19 protein-coding genes are annotated in these 19749 nt (G+C 48.3%); 11 read left to right on the top strand and 8 right to left on the bottom strand.

What is annotated here, in order from left to right; all coding sequences use genetic code 11:
* Positions 1–37: 37 nt before the first annotated feature.
* The 3 genes from BOW06_RS08130 to BOW06_RS08120 all read left to right on the top strand — a co-directional run bounded on the left by BOW06_RS08130 (position 38) and on the right by BOW06_RS08120 (position 4636).
* Positions 38–2512, top strand: coding sequence for a heavy metal translocating P-type ATPase (locus BOW06_RS08130; RefSeq protein ID WP_078454627.1), 2475 nt, complete (start codon positions 38–40; stop codon positions 2510–2512).
* 250 nt (positions 2513–2762) lie between these two features.
* Positions 2763–3341: a c-type cytochrome gene (locus tag BOW06_RS08125; protein ID WP_078453096.1), complete on the top strand. Its 579-nt coding sequence runs from the start codon at positions 2763–2765 to the stop codon at positions 3339–3341.
* Between the two features lie 14 nt (positions 3342–3355).
* A complete protein-coding gene (locus BOW06_RS08120) occupies positions 3356–4636 on the top strand; it encodes an NAD(P)/FAD-dependent oxidoreductase (RefSeq protein WP_043117338.1) in 1281 nt (426 codons plus the stop codon).
* 68 nt (positions 4637–4704) lie between these two features.
* Here BOW06_RS08120 and BOW06_RS08115 read toward each other — a convergent pair whose 3' ends face one another.
* A complete protein-coding gene (locus BOW06_RS08115; RefSeq protein ID WP_043117336.1) occupies positions 4705–5154 on the bottom strand; it encodes a hypothetical protein in 450 nt (149 codons plus the stop codon).
* Between the two features lie 195 nt (positions 5155–5349).
* On the opposite strand from BOW06_RS08115, the gene BOW06_RS08110 reads away from it, so the two are divergent.
* From BOW06_RS08110 to BOW06_RS08095, 4 genes are all read left to right on the top strand, one after another.
* On the top strand, positions 5350–6117 hold the full coding sequence (locus BOW06_RS08110; RefSeq protein ID WP_078454626.1) for an alpha/beta fold hydrolase: 768 nt from the start codon (positions 5350–5352) through the stop codon (positions 6115–6117).
* Positions 6118–6181: 64 nt separating this feature from the next.
* On the top strand, positions 6182–6796 hold the full coding sequence (locus BOW06_RS08105; protein ID WP_078454625.1) for a LysE family translocator: 615 nt from the start codon (positions 6182–6184) through the stop codon (positions 6794–6796).
* 613 nt (positions 6797–7409) lie between these two features.
* On the top strand, positions 7410–7934 hold the full coding sequence (locus BOW06_RS08100) for a DUF411 domain-containing protein (protein ID WP_305953070.1): 525 nt from the start codon (positions 7410–7412) through the stop codon (positions 7932–7934).
* A 16-nt stretch (positions 7935–7950) separates the two neighbouring features.
* Complete coding sequence (locus tag BOW06_RS08095; protein ID WP_230209675.1) at positions 7951–8379, top strand: c-type cytochrome; 429 nt, start codon at positions 7951–7953, stop codon at positions 8377–8379.
* A 21-nt stretch (positions 8380–8400) separates the two neighbouring features.
* Here BOW06_RS08095 and BOW06_RS08090 read toward each other — a convergent pair whose 3' ends face one another.
* The 5 genes from BOW06_RS08090 to BOW06_RS08070 all read right to left on the bottom strand — a co-directional run bounded on the left by BOW06_RS08090 (position 8401) and on the right by BOW06_RS08070 (position 13194).
* Entirely contained in the window at positions 8401–8778 is a 378-nt protein-coding gene (locus tag BOW06_RS08090; RefSeq protein ID WP_078455018.1) for a hypothetical protein, read from the bottom strand.
* A gap of 225 nt (positions 8779–9003) precedes the next feature.
* On the bottom strand, positions 9004–9432 hold the full coding sequence (locus BOW06_RS08085; RefSeq protein WP_043117330.1) for an SRPBCC family protein: 429 nt from the start codon (positions 9430–9432) through the stop codon (positions 9004–9006).
* Between the two features lie 123 nt (positions 9433–9555).
* Positions 9556–10179, bottom strand: a complete 624-nt coding sequence (locus tag BOW06_RS08080; RefSeq protein WP_043117328.1) for a DUF502 domain-containing protein — start codon at positions 10177–10179, stop codon at positions 9556–9558.
* Between the two features lie 60 nt (positions 10180–10239).
* Complete coding sequence (locus tag BOW06_RS08075; protein ID WP_230209674.1) at positions 10240–11664, bottom strand: cation:proton antiporter; 1425 nt, start codon at positions 11662–11664, stop codon at positions 10240–10242.
* A 108-nt stretch (positions 11665–11772) separates the two neighbouring features.
* Positions 11773–13194, bottom strand: a complete 1422-nt coding sequence (locus BOW06_RS08070; RefSeq protein ID WP_179115148.1) for an aminotransferase-like domain-containing protein — start codon at positions 13192–13194, stop codon at positions 11773–11775.
* Between the two features lie 120 nt (positions 13195–13314).
* Here BOW06_RS08070 and BOW06_RS08065 point away from each other — a divergent pair, with 120 nt between their 5' ends.
* The gene (locus BOW06_RS08065) at positions 13315–13548 is read left to right on the top strand and encodes a DUF1127 domain-containing protein (protein WP_043117325.1); all 234 of its coding nucleotides are present in this window, start codon (positions 13315–13317) and stop codon (positions 13546–13548) included.
* Between the two features lie 78 nt (positions 13549–13626).
* Here the strand turns inward: BOW06_RS08065 and BOW06_RS08060 are convergent, their stop codons facing one another.
* Positions 13627–14823, bottom strand: a complete 1197-nt coding sequence (locus BOW06_RS08060; RefSeq protein WP_078453089.1) for a YbfB/YjiJ family MFS transporter — start codon at positions 14821–14823, stop codon at positions 13627–13629.
* 219 nt (positions 14824–15042) lie between these two features.
* Between BOW06_RS08060 and BOW06_RS08055 the strand changes: the two genes are divergently transcribed.
* The 3 genes from BOW06_RS08055 (at position 15043) to fcl (ending at position 17770) form a co-directional block, all read left to right on the top strand.
* The gene (locus BOW06_RS08055) at positions 15043–15564 is read left to right on the top strand and encodes a DUF937 domain-containing protein (protein ID WP_144077457.1); all 522 of its coding nucleotides are present in this window, start codon (positions 15043–15045) and stop codon (positions 15562–15564) included.
* A 95-nt stretch (positions 15565–15659) separates the two neighbouring features.
* Positions 15660–16736 carry a GDP-mannose 4,6-dehydratase gene (gene gmd / locus BOW06_RS08050; protein ID WP_078454623.1) on the top strand — a complete coding sequence of 359 codons (1077 nt, stop codon included), beginning with the start codon at positions 15660–15662 and terminating at the stop codon, positions 16734–16736.
* A 59-nt stretch (positions 16737–16795) separates the two neighbouring features.
* A complete protein-coding gene (gene fcl / locus BOW06_RS08045) occupies positions 16796–17770 on the top strand; it encodes a GDP-L-fucose synthase (RefSeq protein WP_078453086.1) in 975 nt (324 codons plus the stop codon).
* A 308-nt stretch (positions 17771–18078) separates the two neighbouring features.
* Here fcl and BOW06_RS08040 read toward each other — a convergent pair whose 3' ends face one another.
* Complete coding sequence (locus tag BOW06_RS08040; protein WP_078453085.1) at positions 18079–19560, bottom strand: sulfotransferase domain-containing protein; 1482 nt, start codon at positions 19558–19560, stop codon at positions 18079–18081.
* Positions 19561–19749: the final 189 nt, after the last annotated feature.

Below are 19749 nucleotides of genomic sequence, written 5' to 3'. Positions count from 1 at the left end.
GTTACTCCGCCTGATTCTTCTATCATACAATACTCACATGGGCGGAGCTGACATCAAACCACCTTCCGAGGTAGAGGAGACCTGTTTTCACTGCGGGTTGCCTGTTCCTGATTTCGATGACCCAATCAACCTGGATGTTCTGGATGTCGAGAGGCATTTCTGCTGCCATGGGTGCGAGGCTGTTTGCAGCGCAATTGTTGGTGCCGGACTCGAGGATTATTACAAACACCGAACCACGCATTCCGCAACAGCCGATATTGATATTGTTCCTGATTTTCTCAAGCAGTCTGATCTATATGACCGCCCCGAGATACAGAAGAATTTTGTTCTCGAGGAAGGTGCGTGGCGTGAGGCGTCACTGCTGCTGGAGAATATCAGGTGTCCAGCTTGCTTGTGGCTGAATGAACGACATTTACGCAGTCTTGATGGTGTCATGGATGTTCATATCGATGATGTGACACAGCGTGCGCGCGTGAAGTGGGATCCGCAAAAGATTCGCCTCAGTGAGATACTCACAGCGATTACCAGTATTGGCTATATCGCACATCCATATGATGCAACGCGATCAAAGCAACTGCAGAAAGTACGTAACCGGCGCAGTACCGAGCGCCTTATTTTTGCAGGTGTTATCGGTATGCTGGTGATGCAGTTTTCGTTCGCCACTTACTTGTTGCCGGCAGAGCCGGGTGCATCTCTACCTATGTGGGTTGTCCTCGGGCGTTGGACCGGGCTGTTCCTGACTGCATGTATTCTGATCTATTCAGGTCAGGAATTCTTTGCCGGCGTCTGGAGCGATATTAAAAACCGGCGCCTTGGAATGGACGTCCCGGTTGTGCTGGGGCTTCTGTTCGCCTGGTTCGGCAGCCTCAATGCGACCATCACCAGCCAGGGTGAGGTTTACCTGGATTCGATCGCAATGTTTGTCTTCTTCCTGCTGCTCGCGCGCAGACTTGAGCTCAAGGGTAAGTTGAAGGCCGCAGGCAGATTGGAAGAGTTGGCAAGGGTGACACCCAGAACAGCTTCAAGGATCGATTCCAGTGGCGAAAGGCATCGCGTAGCAGTTGAGGATTTGCAGGTCGGAGACCTGGTGCACCTGCTTCCGGGTGAAACGGTACAGGTCGATGGTGAAGTCGTCAGGGGTGAGAGCAGTTTCGATGAATCACTGCTCACGGGTGAGTCTTTGCCTGTTCTGCATGAGGTTGGAGATGCACTGCTTGCCGGTTCTGTTAATGGAGAGCAATCCATCGACATGCGGGTGACACACACTGTGCAGGCATCTGCCGTGAGTGAAATCCGCAAGCTGATCGACAGGGGGCTTGCGCAGCGCCCCGGATATGCCGAGTTGGCGGACAGGATTGCAACCTGGTTCGTTGCCGTGATTCTTGTGCTTGCAGCGACTACGGCCACTTACTGGTTCATGCACCAGCCAGATCAATGGCTGGCAACAACTGTTGCTGTACTGATTGTTACCTGCCCATGCGCGCTCGCACTGGCGACTCCAATGTCACTCTCGGTCAGTGCCGGGAAATTTGTTGGACTGGGTATGCTGCCGTTACGCATGAAAGCATTGGATGCACTGGCAAAGAGCAAACTTTTTGTTTTCGACAAGACTGGCACATTGACACACGGCAAGCCGGAACTGGCCGAGATTGTTACTTATGCGGGTGTCGAGCGGGATGATGCCATGGGCCGCGCATCGCTGCTCTCGGCAGATTCTGAACACCCGGTTGCAAAGGCGTTACGGGCTTTTCCTCACGATAAAGCGGATACCGGAGAGTTGTTTAACCTGCCCGGCGCAGGCACCAGAGCGCGTATAAATGGTGAAGAGTGGTTTCTTGGCAAGGCTGAATATATTGAAGAATCAACACCGCTGACAGCTGAGCAAAGAGAGAGGGTTGAGTCCTTTCGCCAGCAGGGATATCTCGTCTCTGTTCTCGCTTCCGGCAGTGGTGTGGTTGCTATTTTCACTTTCCATGATCCCTTGCGTTCCGGGGTTGAGGAACTTCTCTCAGGCCTGAAAGAGACTGGCGTTGAAGAGTTTGTCATTCTCAGTGGAGATTCACAGCAGAATGTTGAACGGGTTGCGAACAAGTTGGGCATTACCAGCTTCCATGCCAATCTCTCTCCGCGTGAGAAGTTCGACTGGGTGCAATCCCGTCAGAAGGAGGGCAGGCAAATCGCCATGTTTGGTGATGGCATTAATGATGCCCCGACGCTTGCGCTTGCAGATGTCTCTCTCTCTTTTGCCGATGCGACTGATCTTGCGAATAACAGTAGTGATTTCCTTTTGCTTAATGATGAGCCAGAGGTGCTTGTAAAGGCACGTCGTCTTGCGAAAAGAACTCATACAAACCTGATGCAGAATTTTGCCTGGGCAGCAGGATACAATTTTATTGCGGTTCCTTTTGCTGCTGTCGGGCTGATACCGCCGTGGGGTGCAGCAATTGGAATGTCGCTGAGCTCACTGGTCGTGGTAGTCAATGCGTTACGTTTGCAGAGAGTCGACGACTGAATCGGTTCTTGTGATGAGATGAAGTAGAATTAAGTAACTTCATTCTAAAATACTAATATTTAAAATGGTTTTGACGCTACAGTTTTAAACCCTTAAAGTCATGAGGCAATGCATAATAATGTCGCGGTCAGCAAAGGCTGTGGCGATAAATAATAATACGGAGAATGGAGTCTTTCCCGGATATCCAGTCTGGGAGAGCGGCCTTAAATAAGCCAACACACCTGAAAAGAAAAAACAGGAGAGGAATCATATGTCTTTAAAAAGAATTATCTCAATTACATTGAGCACGGGGTTGGTGCTTGGGGCGGCGAGTGTATCTGCCGAACCAACAGGCCAGATGCTGGCCGACACATGTGCTGGCTGTCATGGTACAGATGGTGTAAGTACCGGACCAGCAGCACCGCATCTCGCAGGTATGTCGTCTGTATACCTGGTTGATTCAATGAATCAGTTCAAGAGTGGTGAGCGCGCCAGTACGATCATGGGCCGTATCGCAAAAGGTTATACAGAAGAGCAGTATGCTGCCATGGGTGAAGTTTTTGCAGCACAGGATATTCCATCCGCCGATCAGAAAACTGATGCGGACAAAGTAGCAGCCGGTGCCAAAGTCTATGAGGACAGCTGTGAAAAGTGTCATGACGAGAAAGGTGCACTTGCAGATGACGATTCTGGCATTCTTGCCGGTCAGTGGCTCCCATACCTGCAATACTCAATGGAAGACTTCAAGAGTGGCGCACGTGAAATGCCAAAGAAAATGGCTAAAAAAGTCAAGAAGCTCGATGATGCGCAAATCGAAGCAACTCTTCACTTCTTTGCAAGCCAGAAATAAGGGGGTATCTGATAATGAAGAAATTTACACGTCGTAACTTTGTCAAGGTTGTAGGTGGTACAGCTGCAGTTTCTGCTGTAGGAGCACCAGTTTTCTCCATCGCTTCAGGTACAAAGAAGGTTGTTGTTATTGGTGGTGGTACTGCCGGTGCAACAGCAGCAAAATATATCAAGCGTGGTGACAGCTCAATTGATGTCACTATCATTGAACCAAACAAGCACTATCACACCTGTTACCTCAGTAACGAGGTGCTCAGTGGTCACCGCACCATGGAAAGCATCCGTTTTGGCTATGATGGCCTGAAAGGTCACGGTATCAACATCGTACATGACATGGTGTCAGGCATCGATGCTGGTGCGAAGAAAGTCATGACCGCTGGCGGCCAGTCTTTTGACTATGACCGTTGTATCGTAGCTCCAGGTATCTCCCTGCGTTACGACACCATCGGTGGCTACAGTGAAGAAGCAGCCCAGATGATGCCACATGCGTGGAAAGCCGGTGAGCAGACTCAGATCCTGCGTGACCAGGTTCACGCGATGAAGGATGGTGGTACAGTGATTATTGCACCACCGCCAAATCCGTTCCGTTGTCCTCCTGGACCATACGAGCGTGCTTGCCAGATTGGCATGTATCTGAAGGCTAACAAGCCAAAGTCCAAGATAGTGATCCTTGATGCGAAGAAGAAATTCTCCAAGATGAAGCTCTTCATGCAAGCCTTCGACAGGCACTACAAGGGCATTATCGAGTGGCACAGTGTTGAAGAGACAGGTGGCGTTGCAAGCGTTGATGCAAAAGCCGGTACTATCACTACTGGAAAGGGCGACACCATGAAGGGTGATGTGGTTAACATCATTCCGGCACAGCATGCTGGATCTATCGCCAAGACTGCTGGTCTGACGAATGACAGCGGCTGGTGCCCTGTTGATCACGCAACCTTTGAGTCTACTATCCATAAGGGTATTCACGTTATCGGTGATGCGGCAATTCAGAAGCCACTGCCAAAATCTGGCTACGCGGCAAGTTCTGAAGCCAAGGTCACTGCAGCAGCAGTTGTTAACCTGCTTAACGGCAATCAGCCTGGTGATCCAAGCTGGGTTAACACTTGTTACAGTATCGTTGGTCCGGATGACGCGATCTCTGTTGCAATGGTTTACAACCTGGTTGACGGTAAAGTTGCCAAGATCAAGGGGTCTGGTGGTCTGACGCCAATGGACAGCTCTGCGACTGACCGTGCACGTGAAGTACAGTATGCCTATAGCTGGTTTAACAATATCACTAGTGATATTTTCATGTAATAGGTGTTACTTGCGTAACAAAAAAGCCCGCAACTGCGGGCTTTTTTTATGGGCGAAGCGACAGGGTGTTACTTGTTGTCTGCAATCAATTCATTGAGAGCTTCGTAATCAATTGGTTCATCCTGTGAATGCAATATTTCCCCCATTTTGATCAGCTTGATTGCGGGCGTTAATTGCATCCCCCCGAATGTCGGTGAGATGCGGTCATCGTTATCAATCACGATCGGTATCAGTAGTTTTCGTTGAATAATCGCGACATTCGGTGGCCGGTCAACTTGCGTTGCAATCGCAATAATATCGATCTCATCATCAAGGACGTGCTGATGCAGGTTGTAGAGCGCTCCAATCGAGACAGGGTTGCTCATCGAGAAAAAGAAGAGCAGTGTCAGAGGTGTCTCATTGTCCAGTTCAATTGTTTCGCCCTCATAGGTTGACATCTGCAGGGCAGGATAGGGCGTTGTATTGCTGCAGGAGAGAAGCAAGAGGGCAGCCAGGAGAATGGAGATGCAACGAATCATGGGCTTTAGATCAATATCAGGTAATCATTAGCCGATAATATAGTCAGACCGGTGAAAAATATACTATCAGGTTAATGTTCTATACTTGTATCAAGAATTTGTGGAAGCGTCATCCACGCTCTTAGCTACACCCGCGATAACAACTAAGAAAAGAGACCGGCCGGGGAAGCCGGTTATTCAGAGGAGAACTCAATTATGGCTATTGGTCACACTATTATCGGTTCGGGCCCTGAAACAGTTTTTGTACTTCACGGCTGGTTTGGAGACTACTCAGTCTGGGAGCCAACATTTCCGGCGCTCGACAAAGAGACATTCACCTATGTTTTTATTGACTACCGGGGCTATGGTAAATCAGCCGATATCGACGGCAGTTATACGACGAGTGAAATTGCCAGTGATACCATCGAACTCATCGATTCACTCTACTGCGACAGCTTCCACCTGGTTGGTCACTCAATGGGAGGCATGGCAATGCAGCGGGTGATGCTCGATATTGATGATCGTGAGAGGGTGAAAAGCGCTGTTGGAATAGACCCTGTGCCAGCTTGTGGCGCACAACTTGACGAGCAGACATGGCCAATGTTCGAAGGTGCGATTGAGAGCGATGAGAACCGTTATAACATCCTTGATTTCACAACCGGTAACAGAAACTCTTCAGCATGGTTGAATTACATGGTTGAACGTTCTCGCAATACTACGACTGTGCCTGCTTTCACGGGCTACCTGAATGCGTGGGTTAAGGAGAGCTTTTCTGACGAGGTGGTCGGTTTGGAAACGCCAACCCTGGTTTGCCTTGGTGAACATGACCAAGCCTTTACGAAAGAGGCGATGGAGGCAACCTATCTTGCGTGGCTACCGAATTCAGAACTGGAATTCATTGCAAATGCAGGACATTATCCAATGCAGGAGGCCCCGGTGAATCTTGCCACTATCATGAATGCATTTATGAAAAAACATATCTGATCCGGTAACCTGTAATAGTGGAAGTGTTCCCATAAATAGTTTTTAGCATCAGGCCAGAGGCTCTATGACAATCATCAGCACATTGGGGCTGGCGCTCGCCATGTTTCTATTAGCCATCACGCCTGGACCGGGAGTATTTGCAACAGTCTCCAAAGCGCTTGCCTCGGGATTCAGACACACGTTGCCCGTCATCATGGGTATTGTTGTCGGTGACCTGGTTTTTCTTCTGTTTGCGATTTATGGTCTTGCGGCTATTGCAGAAACATTCAACGCACTATTCACAGTGATTAAATACCTGGGTGCAGCCTATTTGATCTGGCTGGGTGTCAGGTTGTGGCATGCCCGTATATCGTTGACAGATATCACCGAAGCAAATTATCAATCCGGTAAACAGAGCTTCCTTGGCGGCTTGTCGATAACGCTCGGTAACCCGAAAGTGATTCTCTTCTACCTGGGCTTTCTGCCCACCTTCGTTAACCTGGGTACACTTGCGACTATTGATGTGGCTATTGTTGCATTGGTTGTCTCTTTTATGCTCGGTTCGGTGATGCTCTTCTATGCCTTCACAGCATCTCGTGCGAGACTGCTTTTCAAAAGTGAAACTGCGCAGAGCAGAATGAATAAAACAGCCGGTTGCGCAATGATAACCACGGGCGCTATTTTGTTGACTAAAACCTGACAGAAAGGGACAAGGCAATACAGATTTCACCAGTAGCTGCCAGAAATTATGTTCAGTCAGCTTGACGCCAATTCTCTCCCTGCTATCCTGATAGGCACATGAACAGGTTAACGACTAAGAGTCTACCCATCATCCTGGCCATTCTGGTCGGGCTTTATCCCGTGTTATTGACTGCTGCAAGCAACGCGCATTGTGCAGAAATGAACATGGAGATGTCAGATGGCACAATGCACGCCATGCATCACTCAGCTAGTGATCAACCAAGCGTGGAGCAGGGAGATTGTTGTCAGAAGCAGCACACATGTGGAATAGACTCTTCCTGTTCTTCCGGCAATTGTGCCAATCTCACCTGTATGGAAAATTTATTTACGCATACAGATCAACATAACAAGTCGAATTATCTCGCTATTGTCTCTTCGGCAATTCCCATTGCTCCCCCGTTTGTTTTCTTTCGACCTCCGATAACCTGAATCTGATTCCAGGCTTGGTTAATACCACCTGTTTACAGGTTGAACAGAGATTGAGAATGTTAATTCCAATCGTCTGATCAATCGATATGAATATCAGAAATCATGTATGAGCATGATCTCGTCAGCATCGAGAGGTTGTCGATATGAGTATGCAAGGCAGAACAAATAGCATTCAAGATAAAGAGTCAAAAACTGGGAAGCGTCAGTCATTAAGGAAAGTATTTTTATTCACGATTTTCGTTGGGATGATAGGCGGAGCAGCAGCGCTACTCGTTAATGTTTCAACTCAGCCAGTGGAAGCGGCTGAAGTGATTGTCTATAAAAGCCCCACATGTGGCTGTTGTAACGAATGGGTCGATCATCTGCGTTCAAATGGGTTCACGGTGAGCACAAGAGACCGATCCAATATGCAGCCAATTAAACAGGAATTTGGTGTGCAAGCGGGACTGCAGTCATGTCACACAGCCACTGTAGATGGTTATTTTATCGAGGGACACGTGCCTGCAAAAGACATCAAGCGCCTGTTATCTGAAAAACCCGAAATTTCAGGATTAACAGTTCCCGGTATGCCGATGGGGTCACCTGGAATGGAGGGTCACAGGAAGGACAGCTATGCCGTATTGGAAGTTGATCCGGATAACAACACATCTGTCTACGCACAGTATTGAGGTAAGTGGAATGAGAATGATTCGATACACTTTACTGGGGGCGACAATTTTACTTCTGCTAACGGACAGTATTGCCGCAGGACGCTGGTATACCGATGACCAGGTTAAGAATGGAGAGAAGCTGTTTTCAGAGAACTGCGCAAGCTGTCATGGGCAAAATGCAGAGGCAACACAAAACTGGAAGCAGCCTGGCGTCGATGGCAAGTATCCTCCACCGCCGTTAAATGGATCTGCCCATGCCTGGCACCATCCAATGAATATATTACGACGACAGATTCGTATTGGGGGAATTCCGCTTGGTGGCAGTATGCCACCCTTTAAGGATAAGTTGTCAGCAAAAGAAATAGATGACGTGATCACATTTTTCCAGAGTAAGTGGTCTGACAATATCTATCAGCAATGGGAAGAGAGGGAGGCAATGATGAGCAAAGCCCAGGGCAATTAAGCTGGATACTGCAAGTGTTGGTCAGGAATAGCCTGGGGTGAGGGTGACGGCTCTGGCAGCCTTTTTTGGAGTAATGATGGGCGAGTGAGTTCGCTGATCATTACTCAGATCAGGCAGAAAGTTTTTCTCCTCATTGATCAATGCCCGTTCTGTTATCGTTTGAATCAGGTGTGTGACATGGCTGCAAAAGCTGTGTAGTTCAGGAACACCATTAACTGTAGGTATTGCGTGATTGGCGTCTGAAATCACATTGTTGAGAAATTCAATATCCTCTTCACTGATCTTGTTTCCATGTATAACAGACTCCTTGATCTCCAGTAACCTTGGGAGTCGGCTACGCCGGAATTGAGTGACCAGGACAGTCAATACACCTATATTGTTTGATTCAACAGTGTTCACATCCACCTCCTCCAGTTTGTTGAACTGTCCTTTGGTTCCAGCTCAAGCAAGCGGCTTATTCTTGTTTTTTCCACTTGTCTGACAGTTTCGCTCTGCCTTGATATTAGAGAGCTTCCGTCATATTTTTTTGTAATGCTGTCAAGAATAGCCCATTTGAACCAGGTTTGCAGTCGTGCGGCGCACAATGATCACCTTGCAGGCACAGCTGGATGCATTTCAGACAGGTTACTGCTTGAATGAGTTGGCTAACTCTTCGAGAAGTGCGACATAGATGCCATGGCAGAATTCGACGGCATCTTCTTTGTTCGAGTCCCATGACGATGTCCACTCGACATGAGTTCCCTTCTCATCTGCTGTCGGAGACAGGGTTACAAGACCGTAGTAATTTGTTACTTCATCCCGGGAAACAGGTGATGGTCCGTCGTCGATTGAATATTTCAGGCAAGCACTGTCGTGATCGATCTCTACCAGGGTTTCATGAAAGGCATCATTCAGGATTCTTTTAGCACCTGCTTCACTGCCATCAATATCTCCAACCATATCCAGCTTGGTAATAACATTTGGCGCCCATGACATGTCATGGAAGTTGCCCAATTTTTCCCAGACCTCGTTAACAGGAGCGTCGATGTCGATAGACTGGAATGTTGATGGCATGGTTATCTCCTGGCAAATAATCGTTAATTAAAACAGTGGCTTATGATTTTGTTTTCCCTTCTTGAATCAACAGGTGCTAGTCGGTAGATCATCACAACCAGTTAAGTAACTATAGCTCAGAATTTACTTTCCCACTCCCTCTTCAGTCTCATGCGGTGTATTGACGGCTCCCGTAACACCGGCAGTCAGGGCAAAACGCATTGCTTCCTCCATGTTGAGATCCAGTGGGCGGATCGAATTCCTGGGAACAAGTACCGCGTAACCTCCGATCATGTAGCTCATGGGCAGGTAGACAAGTACGTGGTCATCCTGGCGTAAGCCTTCCGGTATGTGATCGGGATTGTCCTGGGTGACAAATCCGATGATCTGCATATCCGTATCGCCAATAGTAATAGCGACGACCTGCTCAAACTCATCCTTCTCTTTTGGTGAGAAATAGTCGAAAAAGTCACGGATTGAACGATAGATCGACTTGATTACAGGCATGCGGTAGAGAATCTGTTCGCTCATCGCAAACAGGCGCCGAACGACATACGCATGCATCAGCAGGCCTACGGCGAAAAACAGAAACAGTCCTGCAATGACTCCCATGCCAGGCCAATAGAGACCGGATGGAAGTGCCAATTTAATCAGGTCGCCCAGAACTGTCTCAACCGACACAATCAGCCAGTAGAGCAGGTAGAGAGTCAGTGTGACCGGAATAATGGTTATAAAACCGGTTAATATATTACGGCTTAAAAATTTCACGAGGGAAAATCCTGTTTTCTGAAAAAATTGGTTATCTTTGAGTATATGCTTCCAACTTCCCTACTTGCAAAGCTTTGAATAAACCTTGCCCTTGTCATCTGGCCCTGTTTCGCAATTCGCCATTGCTATCTTGAGCAGTGGGGGTGTGATCAATGTGGAAAAGATCACCATCAGTACCACGGCGGAGAAGAGGGTGCTGTCAATAACGCCCAGGGTCTTGCCGATGGATGCGAATACAAGACCTACCTCGCCACGTGGCATCATGCCGATGCCGACGGCAATTTTATTTAATTTGCCAAAAGCACCAAGACCGGCAGCCAGTTTTCCGATCACGGCGACAATAATCAAGGCGCCTGCAAAGAGGAGGACATTCCAGTCCAGGAAGGTCTCCAGTTTTACCTGTATTCCCATGAGAACAAAGAATATCGGAACCAGGATTGCCTCGATCGGGGCGAACAGCTCCTGGATAGAGTATTTCTGCTCTTCCTCTTTTCCCCACTCGGTAAATTGCGAATCGAGCAGGAGTAAACCGGCCGCAAAAGCACCAATAATTGTTGCCAGGCCGGCAAGATTGGCAAACCATGCCAATGTCATGACAAACACGAAAGAGATGAAGAGCTTGGCTTCCATCTCGTCTAGTTTGCGCAGCAGACGAATCAATACCCTGATGATGTAGGGCCCAAGCATCAGGACGACGGTAATAAAGAGAAAAGCCTGGAATACAGTTTCTGAAATACTGCGGAAATCCATGTTGCCGGTGACGACGATGCCGGAAACGATGGAGAGCATCACCAGTCCCAGCAGGTCGTCCATGACAGCCGCTCCGAGTATTACATGTGATTCCCTGCAGGTGGTTTTATTCAGGTCCTGCAGCACGCGAGCAGTAATCCCGATACTGGTTGCACCAAGTGTTGCACCTAGAAACATGTGATGTGAATGTGATGTGCTGGGCAGTAACCACCAGCTCACCATGAAGCCGAGTGCGAAGGGAACGACCACGCCGATGATGGCAACACGAATAGAGTCCCAGTCAACCTGCTTCAGTTCTGCGATACAGGTATTCAGTCCGACGTGGAAAAGCAGAAAGATAACCCCGTAACGGGAGAAGACATCGACTGCCTGTGCAATGGCAAGGTACTCACTTCCATTGGGTCCGGTGATGATTCTCAATACATCAGCTGCATTTTTATTGTCGACAGCACGGCTGACACACTCATCAACCGGCATGCCGGCCATGACAAGTTGTGCGATCTCAGTACATCCTATTCCTTCACGCAGGATGATGATCAGGTCATAACCGAACAGGTAGAGAAGGTTTCCCAGCAGAACACCCATAAGGAGTTCACCAAGAACGGAGGTTTGTTTTAATGCGCGGGCAGCATAGCGGCCAACCAGTGCAGCCACCAGTATAAGGGTGACGCCAAAAATGACCGGGGCTATCGGGTCATTATGTGAAACCATTGGTTCTATGATGCCTGTATCCACGTATTCCACCTACAGGTATGAGAAACAGAATAAACAGGTTAGATCTGATTATCTCATTTTTAATCACGTATATGAAATATGTTACCTGATGGACAGGAGGCCAGGCGATTATTTTCCCAACGCCAGTTTCTTTACCAGCTTGCCAAGTGTGATGAAAGTATCCTCCTTCACAGTGTCCTGATCGTAACCGCAATTGATACGGATACAGTTCCGGTAATGCCTTAATGAAGAGAAGAGTACCCCCGGGGTGACACTGATATTCTTTTTCAGTGCCTCGTCGAACAGATCACGTCCACTCACATTCGAAGGGAGTTCCACCCACAGAATAAAACCACCGGCAGGATTCGTCACTTTTGTTTCTGACGGGAAGTGCTGGCAGATCATGTGACGCACCCAGCCGACTTCTCTTTTTAATGCTGCGCGTAGACGTTTGAGGCTGCGCTCATACTCTCCGCTCTTGAGAAATTCTGCTACGGCGAGTTGCGTTAGTGTTGGCGTTGCACTGTTAAATGCCTGTTTGCGTTCCAGTACCTCTTTGTAATATCGCCCCGGAACGACCCAGCCGACACGATACCCTGGTGCAATATTCTTTGAATAGCAGCCACAGCTGATGACGATGCCTTTGGTGTCAAACCGTTTGCACGGGCTTGGGCGTCGGTCACCAAAGTGCAGGTCTCCATAGATATCATCTTCAAGTAGTGGTACTGACCGAGCAGTCAGCATCTCGACGAGACGTTGTTTATTCTCGTCAGGCATTGTAAAACCCAGCGGGTTCTGGAAGTTGGGAACGGTAATGACCGCCTTGACGTCACTGGTTTCCATAATCTGGTCGAGTGCATCCAGGTCCATGCCTGTTTCCGGGTCTGTTGGCACTTCAACCGCCATCAAGCCCAACTGCTGCATTAACTTGAGAACTGAAAAGTAGGTTGGTGATTCAACCGCCACCACATCGCCCGGTCGTGTCACGGTCTGCAGGCCCAGTGCGAGTGCCTCGGTCGCACCGGTCGTGATGATGATCTGGTCTACATCCACTTTTGTATTCATACGCGTGTAGGCCAGTGCAATCTGCTCGCGCAACTCGCGCACACCGGGAGGGAATGCATAACTGACAACGCGTTCCGGTTCCTCGGTCATGATGCGCCTTGTCGCACGCAAGAGGCCTTTCACCGGCAACAGGCTGGTCGAGGGCACGGCCGCACCCAGCGGAACGATGTCGGAGCGCCCGGCGAGGGAGAAGATGGTGTTGTACAGGTCCCGAAACGGAATGCAGCAGGGTTCTGCCGCCGTGGTCTTCATTTCCGGGGCCTGTGGTGTGTCAACTGCATGCTCGGTTACATAAAAGCCCGATTGCGGCCTCGCTTCAAGAACGCCCTGGTGTTCGAGATTGATATAGGCCTGGGAAACAGTGCTGATACTAACACCTGCATCCTGGCTCATTTTGCGCAGTGAAGGCACCTTGTCGCCAGGCGACAGTGCTCCACTGGTGATCATATGGGCAATTGTCTCGGAAACCTGTTCGTGCCGGAGCATAACAACCTCGCAAACTGTTACGGTTAAATTCCTGTAATTTGTATCTGTCACCATAACAGTTGTGGCGCTAAACTGCTACACATCAACAAACAGCCCTGAAACTGAAACGGAGGGAACGTCATGACAACACAGCAACTCATCCATAACCAGACACTCGGTTTCCTCGAGTGGATTGATTCACTTGTAGGCGAGAACAAGGTTCTGCCAGCACTCGTTATGACATTAGAGACCTGGTATCAGCGTGGAAAGCAACGCAGCCAACTGGGCCAATTAACTCCTGATCATTTGGATGATATTGGTATTTCAGAGCAGCAGGCCCGTGATGAGGCTGGTAAGCACTTCTGGCAGGATTGATTGTCCTGAGGGAGAGTCGAACAGCATTGAATCATGCTCCGGTGCATCCGGTGAACTGTGTTTGGCTTCAGTCACCAATTACAGCGAGCCCGTACCGGAGTTCTTCATTTCATTCTGATCGATCGCTTTCAGCCTGAACATCAGCAGGGTGCCGAATGCCATGATGATGGCTGCCATGTAGAGACCATCGCTATAGTTTCCACTATATTCCGCAAGTAAACCTGTCACTGCAGGTGCGAGGATTTGAGCCACGCCATAAGATATGGTCATCTTGCCCATCATCTTTGCCGGCCGGGTAGGGTAATAGCGCCCCGCCATACTAAGTACCAGGCTGACAATCCCGATAAATGTCCCACCGAATAAAGCAGATCCGAGCAATACAACGTAGAGATTTGCTTCAACAACCGATATCAGGATGCCTACTATCTGCAGCGTGAATGCAGCAATCAAGGCATTGAAATTACCAACTTTTCTGGCGACCATGTCCCAGAACATACATGCAGGTGCTGCAGCTAACCCCAGGATCAGGAAAGCCCACGAGCCATTTCCCTCGAGGCCGGGCAACTGCTCTACGATTGCAACGATAAAGGTCGCACTCACCACGTAACCGACACCGGCACAGAAATATGCCAGCATAAACAGGCGCAAAAAAGTTTTTCCTGGTGGGCGATCAACCATCTCCTTGCCGGTACGCGTTACTGTTGTTTTCTCTGGCCTGGGCAGCCATCTCCAGGCTGGAATGAGAATCAAGGCACCAATGAGAGTCAGAAATATCCACTGTTCACTCCAGACCAAGTGGCTGCTCATTATTTCGACCAGGAATGCACATAAAGCGATACCCAGTCCTATTCCGGCAAAGTGGATGCCTAGCTCACTGCGATGTTCATGGCGGATCAGCCAGTTCATGATCAGGCCGGAACCAGCCAGCAATCCGGCGGCACTACTCAGGCCTGCAAAGAACCTGGAGAGGGACCATAACCAGAAATTGTCTGTGATTCCCATGACGAAAGTCGATACGACAGCAACCACCAGGCCAAGACGGTAGAGGCGGTCTTTCAGAACCAGGTCGCTGATTAATGATGCCCAGATTGCACCACTGAGGTAGCCGATGTAATTGATGGCCGCAAGCCATCCCGCTTCGGAAACGCCCAAACCAGCCTGTTGCTGCATCAAGGGCAGTAGAGGAGTGTAGGCAAAGCGTGCTATTCCCACCATCAGGATGAGACTAAGAATTCCGGCGCTTAACACTTTCAGGCGTTCAATTTGCGAGGTCATATCTCATCTGTTGCTTCAGCCAATGGCTCTGACTATAACCTGTTTGGGATGCGAGGGATCATCTCTCTTCAGCCAAATGTACTTTATCTCGTCACAATATGCGTCTTGATCTCGCGGTAGTGAATATTTGCCCAGATTTTCCGAATTGAGTGGTATTCTCATATGATTGCAGTACAGATAACAGTTTCTTTAGAATCAAATTCAGTTCGGAGTAAATCAATGAATCTGCTAGAAACAATTTTAAGTGCACAAAATGGAGATGTTGTGCGACAGGTAGCGAACAACTTCCAGCTTGATGAAGGCCAGGCAAAGTCAGCCATGGGTGCGTTGCTTCCTGCTTTGACACAGGGAATTAGCAAAAACGCGAGTGGCTCCCAGGGGCTTGGCGATCTTATTGGTGCACTGACCGGAGGCAATCACAGCAAGTACATTGACCAGCCCGAGGTGTTGGCTGAGTCTGGAACTGTTGAGGAAGGGAATAAAATTCTGGGACATATCCTTGGTAGCAAGGATGTCAGTCGCCAGGTTGCATCGCGTGCAGCTGAAAGCAGTGGAGTTGATAGCGGTATTTTAAAGCAGATGCTGCCAATGCTAGCCAGCGTAGCCATGGGGGCAATGGCAAAGAAAGGGTTGGGAAATGCATCAGCTGGGCAACCTGAAGGGCTTGGCGGAATGCTGACCGGAATCCTCGATGCAGATAAGGACGGTTCTGCGCTGGACGATATCATGGGTATGGCATAAAAATTCATGCGTTGAGTTATCACGCCGAATGCTTAACAGAATATCAGCAGGCTCGTCGATGAATCAGGGCCATACCTGATCAAGGAATTATGTAAATGAAAACAGCTCTTATCACGGGAGTTACAGGTCAGGATGGTGCATATCTCTCAGAATTCCTGTTGGAGAAGGGGTACGAGGTTCATGGCATCAAGCGCCGAACTTCCCTGATCAATACCGATCGTATTGATCACCTCTACCAGGATCCACATGAAGATCATCTGCATTTCTTTCTTCATCATGGAGACATGACTGATTCATCCAGCCTGGTTCGGATTATTCAACAAGTACAACCGGATGAGATTTATAACCTTGCTGCGCAGTCACATGTGGCAGTTTCATTCGAAGAGCCGGAATATACAGCAAACTCTGATGCAATAGGTCCGCTGCGAATACTAGAGGCGATTCGTATTCTTGGCCTTGAAGAGAAAACCCGTTTTTACCAGGCTTCAACTTCAGAGCTCTACGGTAAAGCGGTAGAAATGCCTCAGAATGAAAACACACCATTTCATCCCCGCTCCCCATATGCAGTAGCCAAGCTTTATGCATACTGGATTACGGTTAACTACCGTGAAGTTTACGGTATGTATGCATGTAACGGCATCCTTTTCAATCATGAGTCGCCAATGCGTGGTGAGACTTTTGTTACGCGAAAAATTACCCGTGCACTGGCCCGTATCAAATTGGGTTTGCAGTCCTGCCTCTACCTCGGAAACCTTGATGCAAAACGGGACTGGGGACACGCTCGCGACTATATTGAAATGCAATGGCTCATGTTGCAGCAGGATGAGCCTGAGGATTTTTGCATTGCGACCGGTATGCAGTATTCAGTGCGTGACTTCGTTAACTTTGCATGCAAAGAGTTGGAGATTGCGATCAAATGGTCTGGTTCCGGGGTGAATGAGAAGGGTATCGATAGTGAATCCGGAGAAGCTATTATCGCTGTAGACCCACGCTATTTTCGTCCCACAGAAGTTGACTCACTGCTGGGAGATGCCACGAAGGCGAGGGAGAAGTTGGGATGGACGCCCAAAATAACATTTGAGGAGATGGTCAAGGAGATGGTAAGCACTGACATAAAGGAGGCGCAGCGTGAACAGCTTTGCAAGCAAATCGGGACCGAACTGCCCGGTTAGACAGGCGAGTTGATGTCTCCTCTTAATTATTGTCAGCATGATGGGATTAGAAACCTCATATGAATAAAACAAGAGTCTATGTTGCTGGTCATACAGGCATGGTTGGTTCGGCAATCGTACGTGCGCTGAAGTCGACAGGTGGTTGTGAGATTGTTACTCGCGATCACTCCGAACTGGATTTGACCAATCAGAAGGAAGTCGAGGAGTTCTTTCAGGATCAGGAAATAGACCAGGTCTACCTTGCTGCAGCGAAAGTCGGGGGTATTTATGCAAATGACACATATCCTGCTGATTTTATCTTTGACAATTTAATGATCGAATGCAATGTCATTCATGCCGCAAGTAACAATGATGTACAGAAGCTGCTATTTCTGGGATCAAGTTGTATCTATCCACGCCTGGCACCACAGCCGATGGATGAAACGTGCCTGCTTACTGGTGAACTGGAGCCTACAAACGAGCCTTATGCGATTGCAAAGATCGCCGGTATCAAGCTATGCGAGAGCTATAATCGCCAGTACGGGCGAGATTACCGCAGTGTCATGCCGACGAATTTATATGGACAGAATGACAATTTCCATCCGCAAAACAGTCATGTTGCTCCAGCCTTGATGCGTCGTATACATGAAGCAAAGCTATCAGGTGACAATGAAGTTGTTATCTGGGGAACAGGGACCCCAATGCGTGAATTCCTGCACGTGGATGATATGGCAGATGCCAGTGTTTTTATCATGAATCTTGATAGTAGCGAGTATCTCGCCAACACCAGTCCGATGATGTCACATATCAATATCGGTACCGGCATTGATTGCACTATCCTTGAGTTGGCACAGACAATGGCAGAAGTGATCGGCTATGAAGGACGCCTGGTATTTGATGAAAGCAAACCGGATGGCACGCCCCGTAAGCTACTGGATGTGGGTAGAATACAGCGTATGGGCTGGAGAGCGAGTATCGATCTGAAAGAGGGGCTTTCGATGACCTATCGCTGGTATCTGGGTCATCAGGCAGGCATGAACAAGGTGACAATGTAAGATTTATAAAATCCCGGCACACTATTTAGTGTTGTTCCTTTATGCCCCATAAAGGAAATAAGGAGTTAACACTTTGTGCTCCAATCAAGTGCATCAAGATTGGCCTGTTCGCATTCAACTGCATTGCCAATCGTGAGAAACCGGAATAATTTCGTTTGCCACCAAAATGGTTTTCAACAATTCCGCATTCCAGTTCCTGAGCCAGTCCAAGCATTAGCAAGTCAACGATTGCATCCCTGTTGCGATGGTACGCTTCCTCCTGGGGCAGATTGATATGCTGGATTGGTTCACCTGTTTTGGAAAGTCCGTCACAAAAGTTGAATATTTCCCTGCCATTCGTCTGAGCTCCAGCATGTGGGCAACTTGATATCCTCTTTATGCGGTACGTTCGGAGCATCAAGTGCATGGGGGAACGCCAATTGTGCATCAGAGATAACAGCATGAGCCCGATCTTTACGATAAAAGGTACATTCAAGGACATCGGGTACTTCAAAACCCTTATGCATCCTCACTGGACAGCAGTTGTTCGGGTGCATATGTACAACCTCAAAATTATCTGTCAGTCTCCTGAAAGCCTGCTGCATATATGTAAATATTGCGGATGCGAAAAGTCGTGTTAATCCGTGGAACTCTATAACCACTATTCTGAATCTTCGTAAGGTGTCTGCAGGAGTATCCAGTAATACCTGGTACTCAGCGCCCTCAATATCCATCTGTAAAACCAGGTCATCACCTGCCTCCGGTATCTCCTGATTAACCCAGTCATACAACCGAATTGTCTGACTGTCATTTGTTAATCCCAGGTGTCGCTTCTTGAAGTGAAACAAGGGGTTTTCAACAGGTGCTGCTTCTACTGAATAATCGGTCATGAAGGACTTGATTCCGCGTTCGGCAAGATCCTCTTCAAACTGGCAGATATCTGATACACCCGGAGAAAAACAGGCCTGGATCAAATCCAAATCGTCAGGAACAAGGTAACCGCCATCGTTGTCTTCGCCAATTCGAATCAGTGGAGTTGTTATCGCGACCGGCCTGATCATTCTAAAGAAGTCTTTCAGGTTGTCAGTAGATGTGATTCCTCCAAGCAGATACTCCTTGTTGTTATGACTCACAACAGGCAACTGCTGATGAGTCAATTTTTCACTAACCAGTGGGTAGCCGAGTTGTTTCATCATTGCAGCATTTTCGTGGTTGAACTGATGACGCTGCTTCGAAGTAAATATCCTGCTTTTATGGCTGTGTTGTGCGCGTATCCATTTTCCATCCTTTGCTGCAATCTGATCGCGGCTTGGAACGGTTTCAGACAATATGGGCAGATTAAGAAAGGTGCTCAACTGCTTTAATAATGACGGCAAGTCTGTGGTGATTTCCTCAAAACGGAGAAAAAGGGTGTTTGGCCGGTTCCACGGGTGCCAGGCTTCCAGGTGACGTGACCAAGTTAAAGAAAAAGGTTGTTTTCCGATGATGATATCGGATAAATCTACATTGTTGTCAAGCCAGTCATGCAGGCTGAGTGTTGCATCGTAACCGTTACGAACAAGGTAGATAGTCGGATTATTATCAGGTGGCACTTCATGGGTTTTGATTACTGGGAATTTTGTACCGGGAGGGAATTGGATTTTCCCATCAATATGTTCAATATGACCAACCTGTTTCTGCAGGTATTCATTTGTACCCAGGTCATTAGGATAAATGCTTGCTGATCTGAGTCCAAAACAGTGAAATAGAATAGTTCGCAGGTAGGTATTTCCGCTACGGGGATATGAGGCAAGCCAGATTGGTTTCTGCATATGTGGAATGGTTATCTGTTACCGAACCAATAGTGATGAGTCGATTCTATACTACTGTGGACAGTTGCGGGTATGAAGATGGGATTGTCGGGGGAGACTGACGCCTGAATTCGGGGCTATGAGAATTACTGTTAGATCACTATTACTGCTGTGAAACAGGAACAGGCTTGCAACAAGATCGTTGCAAGC

It is taken from the genome of Solemya velum gill symbiont, from assembly GCF_002020255.1.
GTDB lineage: Bacteria > Pseudomonadota > Gammaproteobacteria > Chromatiales > Chromatiaceae.
This window is presented reverse-complemented; position numbering and strand designations above follow the sequence as displayed.

What these genes read in the sequence shown, in the direction of transcription:
- BOW06_RS08130 (WP_078454627.1), top strand. Translation starts at nt 38, where the DNA reads ATGGGCGGAGCTGACATCAAACCACCTTCCGAGGTAGAGGAGACCTGT.
- BOW06_RS08125 (WP_078453096.1), top strand. Translation starts at nt 2,763, where the DNA reads ATGTCTTTAAAAAGAATTATCTCAATTACATTGAGCACGGGGTTGGTG.
- BOW06_RS08120 (WP_043117338.1), top strand. Translation starts at nt 3,356, where the DNA reads ATGAAGAAATTTACACGTCGTAACTTTGTCAAGGTTGTAGGTGGTACA.
- BOW06_RS08115 (WP_043117336.1), bottom strand. Translation starts at nt 5,154, where the DNA reads ATGATTCGTTGCATCTCCATTCTCCTGGCTGCCCTCTTGCTTCTCTCC.
- BOW06_RS08110 (WP_078454626.1), top strand. Translation starts at nt 5,350, where the DNA reads ATGGCTATTGGTCACACTATTATCGGTTCGGGCCCTGAAACAGTTTTT.
- BOW06_RS08105 (WP_078454625.1), top strand. Translation starts at nt 6,182, where the DNA reads ATGACAATCATCAGCACATTGGGGCTGGCGCTCGCCATGTTTCTATTA.
- BOW06_RS08100 (WP_305953070.1), top strand. Translation starts at nt 7,410, where the DNA reads ATGAGTATGCAAGGCAGAACAAATAGCATTCAAGATAAAGAGTCAAAA.
- BOW06_RS08095 (WP_230209675.1), top strand. Translation starts at nt 7,951, where the DNA reads ATGATTCGATACACTTTACTGGGGGCGACAATTTTACTTCTGCTAACG.
- BOW06_RS08085 (WP_043117330.1), bottom strand. Translation starts at nt 9,432, where the DNA reads ATGCCATCAACATTCCAGTCTATCGACATCGACGCTCCTGTTAACGAG.
- BOW06_RS08070 (WP_179115148.1), bottom strand. Translation starts at nt 13,194, where the DNA reads ATGCTCCGGCACGAACAGGTTTCCGAGACAATTGCCCATATGATCACC.
- BOW06_RS08065 (WP_043117325.1), top strand. Translation starts at nt 13,315, where the DNA reads ATGACAACACAGCAACTCATCCATAACCAGACACTCGGTTTCCTCGAG.
- BOW06_RS08060 (WP_078453089.1), bottom strand. Translation starts at nt 14,823, where the DNA reads ATGACCTCGCAAATTGAACGCCTGAAAGTGTTAAGCGCCGGAATTCTT.
- BOW06_RS08055 (WP_144077457.1), top strand. Translation starts at nt 15,043, where the DNA reads ATGAATCTGCTAGAAACAATTTTAAGTGCACAAAATGGAGATGTTGTG.
- gmd (WP_078454623.1), top strand. Translation starts at nt 15,660, where the DNA reads ATGAAAACAGCTCTTATCACGGGAGTTACAGGTCAGGATGGTGCATAT.
- fcl (WP_078453086.1), top strand. Translation starts at nt 16,796, where the DNA reads ATGAATAAAACAAGAGTCTATGTTGCTGGTCATACAGGCATGGTTGGT.
- BOW06_RS08040 (WP_078453085.1), bottom strand. Translation starts at nt 19,560, where the DNA reads ATGCAGAAACCAATCTGGCTTGCCTCATATCCCCGTAGCGGAAATACC.